At 69.7% G+C, this 9,719-nt stretch carries 5 protein-coding genes; 2 read left to right on the forward strand and 3 right to left on the reverse strand.

Annotation, left to right across the window (positions count from 1 at the left end):
• The first annotated feature begins 2 nt into the window (after positions 1-2).
• Entirely contained in the window at positions 3-812 is an 810-nt protein-coding gene (locus Ade02nite_RS45280; RefSeq protein WP_203777619.1) for a tyrosinase family protein, read from the forward strand.
• A 6-nt stretch (positions 813-818) separates the two neighbouring features.
• Here the strand turns inward: Ade02nite_RS45280 and Ade02nite_RS45285 are convergent, their stop codons facing one another.
• From Ade02nite_RS45285 to Ade02nite_RS45295, 3 genes are read right to left on the reverse strand one after another with little or no spacing between them, the layout of a single operon-like run.
• A complete protein-coding gene (locus tag Ade02nite_RS45285; RefSeq protein WP_203777620.1) occupies positions 819-3,659 on the reverse strand; it encodes a glycosyl hydrolase family 95 catalytic domain-containing protein in 2,841 nt (946 codons plus the stop codon).
• 21 nt (positions 3,660-3,680) lie between these two features.
• Positions 3,681-5,378, reverse strand: coding sequence for a ThuA domain-containing protein (locus Ade02nite_RS45290; RefSeq protein ID WP_203777621.1), 1,698 nt, complete (start codon positions 5,376-5,378; stop codon positions 3,681-3,683).
• A gap of 14 nt (positions 5,379-5,392) precedes the next feature.
• Entirely contained in the window at positions 5,393-8,218 is a 2,826-nt protein-coding gene (locus Ade02nite_RS45295; protein WP_203777622.1) for a PQQ-dependent sugar dehydrogenase, read from the reverse strand.
• 305 nt (positions 8,219-8,523) lie between these two features.
• On the opposite strand from Ade02nite_RS45295, the gene Ade02nite_RS45300 reads away from it, so the two are divergent.
• A complete protein-coding gene (locus tag Ade02nite_RS45300; RefSeq protein ID WP_239169529.1) occupies positions 8,524-9,627 on the forward strand; it encodes a ricin-type beta-trefoil lectin domain protein in 1,104 nt (367 codons plus the stop codon).
• Positions 9,628-9,719: the final 92 nt, after the last annotated feature.

A 9,719-nucleotide genomic window follows, 5' to 3' on the forward strand; every position in this document is an offset into this window, starting at 1 on the left:
CCATGGCCGTCGTGCGCCGGAGTGCCGCAACGCTGACCGTTGCCGAGAAGACCGCCTTCATCAATGCCCTTCGCCTCTTCAAACGCACATCGGCGAACGGGCGGAACTACAACTGGTACATCGATCAGCACATCTCGTTCTTCGCGCGTACGTCGGACAACATCAGCCACGCGCACCGGTCCCCGTCGTTTTTCCCATGGCACCGTAAGTACCTTCAACTGCTGGAGTTCGACCTGCAGACGGTCAGCGGGGATCCGAACCTTTTCATCCCGTACTGGGACTGGACCGGATCCGCCTCGCCGTTCACGGCCGACTTCCTCGGTTCGATCACCAACGGCAGCGTCTCGAGCGGAAACTTCAGCCCGTCCTGGGGGTGGTCGCTCTACCGGAGCAGCATCTCGACCAGCTACCTGCAGCGCCGGCTGGGCCAGAACGCGAGCCGGCCCACCGCCGCCACGGTCAGCACGGTCCAGGGCTACTCCGTGTACGACCAGTCGCCGTGGGACTCGACGGTGTCGAACAGCTACCGCAACCGCAACGAGATCGAGCTGCACAACCGGGTGCACAACTTCGTCGGCGGCCACATGGGAACGCGCGAGGCGCCCAACGACCCGGTCTTCTGGCTGCACCACTGCAACATCGACCGGCTGTGGTGGCTGTGGCAGGGCACCCGGGGAATCGACACCTATCAGCCACGCACCGGTACGACGTCCGGTGTCGTCGACAACACCGAGACGATGCGTCCGTTCGCCGGCGGCAGCACACCGTTGTCGGTGAGCGACATCGGCCCGCTGGCCTACAGCTACGCCTGAGGATTCCTAGAGGCGCTGAAGCTGGAAGCGCTGGTTGGCGCCGCCGCCGGGCGTCCACTGGGAGATCCGTGCGCCGTCGGCGGTGGCGGCCTGCCAGACGTCCATGGCCAGCCCGCTCGCGCGGTTGACCAGCCTGACCACTCCCCCGCCCTGGTCGTCCACCCGCCACTGCTGGGCGGTGGCGTTCGTGTCGGGCTGCTGGGTGATGTCGGCGCCGGTGGCGGTGCCGGCGACCTGGAGCACGAGGCCGCTGTGCCGGCCCCGGATCCGGTAGTAGCCGCTGCCGGAGGACAGGAAGTCGAACTGCTGGTTGAGCGCGCTGGTGATCTGCCACTGGATCAGCTGCGCGCCGGCGCCGGTCGACGCGCCGTTGATGTCGGCGGCCTTCCCGCTGTGCTGGGCCACCAGGCGGTAGTACACGCCGGTCTCCACCGGTCCCGATGACGCGGCCGACGCGCGGTAGGCGTGGCCGGCCTGGCCGGGGAACTCGACGAGGTCGGTCTCCAGACGCGTCGGCTGCACCGCCACGCCGCTCGTGTCGTCGCGGAGCTCGAAGGCGCCGGCGAAGACCCGGCTGCGGACCCGGACCGGGCCGGACCGGTCCGGGGTGACGACGAGCTCGGTCCGGGTGGTGCTCCAGGTGGCCCCGACCGTGTATCCGCCGCGGCCGCGCAGGCCGGTGACGCTGCCGGCCGGCCACGCCGACGGCAGGGCGGGCAGCACGTGCAGCTCGCCGTTGTGGCTGTGCAGCAGCATCTCGGCGATGCCGGAGGTGGCGCCGAAATTGCCGTCGATCTGGAACGGGGGATGCAGGTCGAACATGTTCGGCGCCAGCCTGTCCGTCCGCACCAGGTCGCGCAGGAGCTTGTGGGCGCGCGCGCCGTCCTCCAGCCGGGCCCAGAAATTGATCTTCCAGGCGAGCGACCAGCCCGTCCCGTCGTCGCCGCGCAGTTCGAGCGTCTGGCGCGCGGCCTGGTAGAGCTGGGGTGTGCCGCGCCGGGTGATCTGGTTGCTCGGGTGCAGGCCGTACAGGTGGGAGACGTGCCGGTGGGTGCGCTCGGTCTCCACCCAGTCGGCGAGCCACTCCTGGATGTTGCCGCGCGAGCCGACCCGGGTGGGTGCCAGCCGGTCCCGGGCGGCCAAGGCCTGGGTGCGGAAGGCGGCATCCACGCCGAGAACCTCGCCGGCCCGGGCGACGCCGGTGAACAGGTCGCGCAGGATCTGGTTGTCCATGGTCGGCCCGGCACAGACGCTGGCGTTGGCGTGGTGGGCCAGCTCCGGGGAGTTGGAGGGGTTGGTGACCAGGTAGCCGAGCGACGGGTGGGTCACCAGCGAGTCGAGGAAGAACTGCGCGGCGCCCTTCATCGCCGGGTAGTTGGCCCGGAGGAACTCGACGTCGCCGGTGAACAGGTAGTGATCCCAGATCATCGTGGCCAGCCAGGCGCCGCCGGTCTGCCACATGCCCCAGAACGCGCCGTCGACCACCGACGATCCTCGCCAGGCGTCGGTGTTGTGGTGGGTCACCCAGCCGCCGGCGCCGTACTGCACGCTCGCGGTCCGGGCGCCGGTCACGGTCAGATCCTTGATCATGTCGAAGACCGGCAGGTGGCACTCGGCGAGGTTCGTGGTGCCGGCCGGCCAGTAGTTCATCGGCAGGTTCGCGTTGATGGTGTATTTCGAGTCCCAGGACGGGGCCATCTCCTGGTTCCAGATGCCCTGGAGGTTCGCCGGCTGGGTTCCCGGCCGGGACGAGGAGATGAGCAGGTAGCGGCCGTACTGGAACAGCAGGGCGGCGAACTGCGGATCGTTCTGCGAAGCGTGCTGGGCAATGCGTACGTCAGTGGTCTGATCGGCCGCCGCTGTGCGGCCCAGGTCGATCGTCACCCGGTTGAACAGCGCTTGATAATCGGCCACGTGCCGGGCACGCAGCTGGTCGAAGCCGACACCGCGGGCGGCGGCGAGGTGCCGGCGCGCGATGCCCTGATAATCGCCGTTGACCGTGCGGTAGTTGACGTAGCTCGATCCGATGGACACGAGCACCGTGACGCTCGTGGCTCCGGAGACCCGCAGCGTGCCACCGGAGCTGCTGACCGTGCCGCCGGTGGCGCTCACCCCGGCCAGGGCGTGGAACCGGACCGAGCCGGCGATGCCTTCCATGTCCCCGGAGATACCGTCGAGGGCGATCGTCGACGAGTCCGGACTCGACGTGGTCGTCCGCTGCGGGCTGTCGAACGTGCCGGTGAAGCCGATCGCGTTGGCCCGGTCGGCGGTCAGCCGCACCACCACCACCTGGTCGGGCGCGCTGGCGAACACCTCCCGCTGATATCGCACCCCGTTCAGCACGTACGTGGTGGTCACCGTGGCCGTCGTCAGGTCGAGCGTCCGGCTGTACTGGGTCGCGCCCGAGGCGCTGCCGACCGCCAGCCGCAGGTTGCCGACCGGCTGGTACGCCAACTGCCCGCCGGGGGTGCCCATCATCGTCTGGTTGATCAGGTCCTGGGCCGAGGTCCATTGGTCGGCGAAGACCCGCCGCCGGATCTCGGCGAGGTTGGCCGCTCCCCGGGTGTTGGCCGAGTCGTAGGGTCCGCCCGCCCACACGGTGTCCTCGTTGAGCTGGAGCCGTTCGGTGTCGACGTTGCCGAACACCATGGCCCCGAGGCGTCCGTTGCCGATCGGCAGGGCCCGCAGCCAGTCCGTTCCCGCGCCCTCGTCGTACCAGAGGGACAGGTCCCCGGCCGCGGCGGCCGCGGCGGCGTGTGCGGTTGCGGACCACCCGGCCGGCAGCATCGCGGCCCCGGCCCCTGCCATCCCGGCGGCGAGGAGGCTTCGGCGTGTCAGTTCGGTCATGTCAGGGTCTCCCCGCCGCGCTTACGGAAGAGTCCAGCGCTGGTTCGCAGCGCCGTGACAGGTCCAGATGATCAGTTGCGTTCCGTTCGCGGTGCCGGCGCCGCTGGCGTCCAGGCACTTGCCCGACTGCGGGTTCACCAGCGAGCCGCTGGATCCCGCGGTCCAGTTCTGGCCGCCCGAGCCGTTGCAGGTGGCGAGCTGGATCGCCGCGCCGTTCGCGGTGCTGCCGCCGGCGACTCCCATGCACTTGCCGAGCGAGCGCAGGGTGCTGCCGTTGACCGTCCACTGCTGGTTGGCGGCGCCGCTGCAGGTCCACAGCTGGATCTTCGTGCCGTCGGCCGAGCTGTTGCCGTTGACGTCGACGCACTTGCCGGTGGCGCTGGTGATCGGCCCGGTCCGGGTCGGCGTGCCGCCCAGCTCCTTGATCCGGATGTTGCGGAACGACACGTCGTCACCGGCGCCGTGGTTCTGGAGGCCGATGTAGCCGGAGGCCAGCGACCGCACCGGATCGGTGTTGGTGAAGTCGTTGATCAGGCGGCCGTTCAGGTAGACCCGCAGCCGCTCCCCTTCGACGAGCAGCTCGTAGGTGTTCCACTCGCCCGGCGCGTTCAGCGCCGCGTCGCGGGCGGCGATGTCGGCCGACTTGACCCCGTAGACCGAGCCGGTGGTGCGGTCGCTCGAGTCGGTGGCGTCGATCTGCACCTCGTAGCCGTTGGCCATCGCCGCGTCGGGGTCGCTGCCGGCCGGGAAGCCGATCACCACGCCGGAGTTGTCGTCGCCCGGCATCATCCAGTCGAGCTTCAGCGAGTACGACGCGTACTCCTTGGCGCTGTACCACAGCATGCCCAGCCCACCGGACGAGGTCAGGGTCGCGTTGCTGTTGGTGAAGCCGCCCGGGCCGGCCTGGGACCAGCCGGTCGTGCTGCCGTTGTAGATCGCGGTGTAGCCGGTTTCGACGCGGCAGTCGGCCTTGCTGCGGTTGGCGGCGTAGCGCAGGCCGCCGAGCAGGTGGTTGCGGAAGTTGGTTTCCGAGTAGGAGGCCTGGGTGTGGCCCAGACCGGTGTACCAGGAGCGCCCGCTGTCGATCGTCTTGCACCAGGCGATGGGATGGTCGCTGCCCATCGTGCCGCCCGAGTAGGTGGACTCGTCGAGGGTGGCGAGCACGTGGGCGGTGCTGCGGGGGTTGGTGGAGTAGTTGTAGAGCTCGTCGGTGCGGGTCCAGGCCTGGGGCAGGTGGGCGGTGCTGGCGTGGCCGCGATCCTGGACACGGGTGGTGACCTGCTGGATGGCCGGGTGGGAGCTGAAGTAGGCCCCGACGAGCTGGCCGTAGAAGGACCAGGTGTATTCGGTGTCGGCCGCCGCGTGGACGCCGACGTAGCCGCCGCCGCCCCGGATGTAGGACTCGAAGGCGGTTTCCTGGGAGGAGGTGAGGACGTCGCCGGTGGTGTTGAGGAAGACGACGGCTTCGTACTGGGCGAGGTTCGAGGTGGTGAAGGCGTTCGCGTCCTCGGTGGCGGTGACGGTGAAGCTGTTGGCCGCCCCGAGGTCACGGAGGGTCTGGATGCCGGTCGCGATCGCGTCGTGCCGGAACCCGGCGGTCTTGGAGAAGACCAGCACGTCGTACGGTGCGTCGGCGGCGCTCGCCGGGAGGGCGGTGCCCGCGAGGGTCAGCAGCACCGCCCCCGCCACGCCGAGCATCTTGTGAGTGAGTCGTCGCATGGCCGGTCGTCCTCTCATGGCAGGGTCCAGCGCTGGTTGGTGCCGCCGTGGCAGGTCCAGAGGATCAGCTGGGTGCCGTTGGCCGAGCTGCCGCCGTTGGCGTCCAGGCACTTGCCGGAGCCGTTGACCAGGGATCCGTTGGAACCCGCGGTCCAGTTCTGCGCGGCGGAGCCGTTGCAGGTCGACAGCTGCACCAGACTGCCGTCGGCGGTCGCGCCGCCGGCCACGCTCATGCACTTGCCGAGCGACCGCCAGGTGGTGCCGGTGCGGGTCCACTGCTGGTTGGCGCCGGTGCCGCAGGTCCAGAGCTGGATCTTGGTGCCGTCGGCCGAGCTGTTGCCGTTGACGTCGACGCAGGAGCCGCTCGCGCCGACGATCCGGCCGGTGCCTCCGGGGCTCGACGTCGCGCCGAAGGTGAAGGCGTCCACGTCGAACAGCGTCCCGCTGCCGCCGCTGAACGTCAGGTACACAGTGGTGGTGCCGGACGGAACGTTCGACAGGGTCGTCGACACCTCGGTGAAGGTCTCATAGCTCCCGGTGACCGGCACGGTGACCGAGCCGAGCACCGTGCCGGTGGCCGATCCGGCCCGCACCGACAGCGTGCCGCCGGCGCCGCCCGACGAGACCCGCGCCGTGAACCGGGTCTCGCTCCCGAGGGCGTACCGCTGGAACGCGATCCAGTCGCCGTTCTGGATGTCGCCGACCGTCTGACCGCCCTCGGCGGTCGTCTTGCTGTACAGCGAGGTGCCCGACTGGCCGCTGCGGTGCTCGGCCTGCCGGTGCCGCGGCTGGAGGATCTTCTGCGCCCGGGTGGTCAGCGCGGGCTGGCCGTTGGCGCCCTGGTCGGTGTACTCCGCGTCGAGCACCGCGAACAGATTGGCCGCCGTGTCGTGCTCGCCGTCCACCGGGATCTGCAACGTTCCCGAGCATCCGGTGGCCGAGGTGATCGGGTGCGCGTGGTCGTCGTGGCCGAGCAGGTAGCTCAGCTTCACCCGGGTGCAGTCGACAGTGCCGTCCTCGGGGTCCGACACGGTGATCGTGTAGGGCACGCTGTCGCCGAAGCTGAACAGCGCTCCGTCGGCCGGCGTGTTGAGCGTGACCGTCGGCGCGGTGTTGCCGACCGTTACCGTCATCGAGGCGGTGGCGGTGAGCCCGGCGTTGTCGGTCACGGTGAGCGTCACCGTGCGCTGGCCGGCAGCGGTGTAGGTGTGGCTGGGGTTGGCCGCCGTCGAGGTGCCGCCGTCACCGAAGTTCCAGGCGTACGTCAGCGCTCCGCCCTCGGGGTCGGACGAGCCGCTCGACGAGAAGGCGACGGTCAGCGGCGCGGCGCCGGACGAGGGGTTGGCCGCGACGCGGGCGATCGGCGCCTGGTTGTTGCCGGCCCCGTTGTACTCGATGCGGTACAGCGCGGAGCTCGCGTCGCCGCTCCCCCAGCCGGTGCCGTAGTCCAGCACGTACAGGGCGCCGTCGGGGCCGAAGGCGCTGTCCATGATCTGGGTGCCGCGCCACGGGAAGTCGCTGATCTGCCCGGCCGACCCGTCGGCGTTGACGTCGATGCTCTTGATCCAGCGGCGGCCGAACTCCATCGCGAAGTAGTGACCGTCGAGGGCGGACGGGAACTTGACCGTGGACGGGTTCGCCGCGTCGTAGCGGTACACCGCGCCGCCCATCGGCGACTCCGACCCGCAGCCGAACGCGGCGAGCGAGCAGTTGTCGTACTTGATCCACGCCGGGCGCGCGGCCGGCAGGGTGGTCAGTCCCGTGTTGCGGGGCGAGTTGTTGACCGGCGCGGCGCAGTTGAACCGGCTCCCCGAGGGCCCGGACGGGAACGTGTAGTCCACATAGGTCTCGTTCGTCGTGTTCGAGCCGGTGCAGTACGGCCAGCCGTAGTTGCCGGCGGAGGTGACGCGGTTGAACTCCACCTGGCCCGCCGGGCCGCGCGTCGAGCTGGCCGTGCCGGCGTCGGGGCCGTAGTCGGCGACGTACAGCACGCCGCTCGCCTTGTCGACGCTGAGCCGGAACGGGTTGCGCAGGCCCATCGCGTAGATCTCCGGCCGGGTCCGGGCGGTGCCGGGCGGGAACAGGTTGCCGGAGGGGATCGAGTACGACCCGTCGGCGTTCACCTTGATCCTAAGCACCTTGCCGCGAAGGTCGTTGGTGTTGCCCGCGCTGCGCTGCGCGTCGTAGACCGGATTGCGGTTGCTGCGCTCGTCGATGGGCGTGTAGCCGCTCGAGTCGAACGGGTTCGAGTCGTCGCCCGTGGACAGGTAGAGGTTGCCGGCCGCGTCGAAATCGATGTCGCCGCCGACGTGGCAGCACATGCCCCGGTTGGTCGGCACCTCCAGGACGGTCACCTGGCTGCCCGTGTTCAGGGTGAAGTCCGCGTTGAGCGTGAACCGGGACAGCCGGTTCACGCCGTTCCACGCGGAGAAGTCCGTACCGGTGGCCGGAGCGTCGCCGCTGGGCGTGGACAGGGGCGGCGCGTAGAAGAGGTAGATGAACCGGTTGCTGGAGAAGCCGGGATCCACCCCCACGCCTTGCAGGCCTTCTTCGTCATGCGTGTAGACCGGCAGGGTGCCGATCACGCTGGTGACCCCGGCGGCGGTGGTCCGGCGCAGGACGCCGTTGCGGGCGGTGTGCAGCACCGAGCGGTCCGGCAGGACTGCCATCGACATCGGCTCGCCCATCTCTGCGACGCCCCGGGCGAGCTCGACCTGCTGGAAGTCGGCCGCGTTCACCGGGTGGGCGGCGACCGGCGACCCGCGGCCGAGAACGGTCGCCACCATGCCGGCGGCCGTCAGAACGGCGGTCGCTGCCGCCACTGTCGCGCGTGTTCTCATGAGCTCGCCACCTTTGCCGTCGGCTGCGTCGCTGCTGTCGCGACCGCGATCTCCGCCAGAATTCGTGAACGTTAACAAGGACGCTCGTGTGACGTCTCACGCTAAATATGAGATAGAAGTGAGTCAATAGTTAACATCCCCTTCATCTACGCTGACGCCGCACGACTTCTGATCATCGAGCGGCATAACACTTTTTGGGCGGCTTTTATGGAAAACTGCAAAGGCATTCCCAGGCTTGAATGTCCGGTCGCATTCTGGCAACGTGCGGCCAACACGCTGTTAACGTTCACTCTTCGGGAGTGCCTGTGCAGAAGCGAAGAAGCTGGATCCTCGCCGCAGCCCTCGCCCTGGGGCTGTCGGCGACCGCCGCGGCCGTCCCCACCACCGCGACCGCCGCCGAGTCGAACGGTGGGGTCCGGGTCCTGCCGCTGGGCGATTCCATCACCGAGGGGACGCAGGTTCCCGGTGGCTACCGCATCGGGCTCTGGCAGCGGCTGGCCGGCGCCGGCTACCGGGTCGACTTCGTCGGCACGCAGGTCAACGGCCCGGCCGCCCTCGGCGACCACGACCACGAGGGCCATCCGGGGTGGCGGATCGACCAGATCGACGCCACCATCACCGGTTGGTTGCAGGCCGCCAACCCGCGCACCGTGCTGCTGCACATCGGCACCAACGACATCCTGCAGAACTACAACGTCGCGTCCGCGCCGAGCCGGCTCTCCACCCTGATCGACCGCATCACCGCGACCGCCCCCGCCGCGGACGTCTTCGTGGCCACGCTGATCCCGCTCGCCTCGTCCGGCCAGGAGGCGGCGGCCCGCACCTTCAACGCCGCCCTCCCGGGCATCGTGCAGAGCAAGGTGAACAGCGGCCGGCGGGTTCACCTGGTCGACATGCACGCCGCCCTGACCACCGCGGATCTCATCGACGGCATCCATCCCACCGCCGGCGGCTACGACAAGATGGCCGCCGCCTGGTACGCCGCGCTGCGCTCGGTCCCCGGCACCATCGGCGATCCCACCGGCACTCCCACCGCGGGAGCCCTGGTCGGCGCCGGCTCCGGGCGGTGCCTGGACGTGCCGAACGGCAACAGCGCCAACGGCACCCAGCCGATCATCTGGGACTGCACCGGCGCCGCCAACCAGAGGTGGACCACCGCCGGCCAGACCCTCCAGGCCCTGGGCAAGTGCCTCGACTCACCGACCGGCGCCACGGCCGGCGCCAAGGTGCAGATCTGGGACTGTTCCGGGGCTGCCAACCAGCGCTGGAACCGCAACGCCAACGGAACCATCAGCAACGTGGCGTCCGGGCTGTGCCTGGACGTCAGGGCCAACGCCACCGCCGCCGGCAGCCTGGTCCAGTTGTGGACCTGCACCGCCGCCGCCAACCAAGTCTGGACCGGTCGATAAGCCATGAGACGCCTCAAGACCATGCTCGCGGCGGCCCTGCTGCTGCTGTCGGGCACCGCGTTCGCCGCCACCGCCACACCGGCGCAGGCCCT

Source organism: Paractinoplanes deccanensis (assembly GCF_016862115.1).
GTDB lineage: Bacteria > Actinomycetota > Actinomycetes > Mycobacteriales > Micromonosporaceae > Actinoplanes > Actinoplanes deccanensis.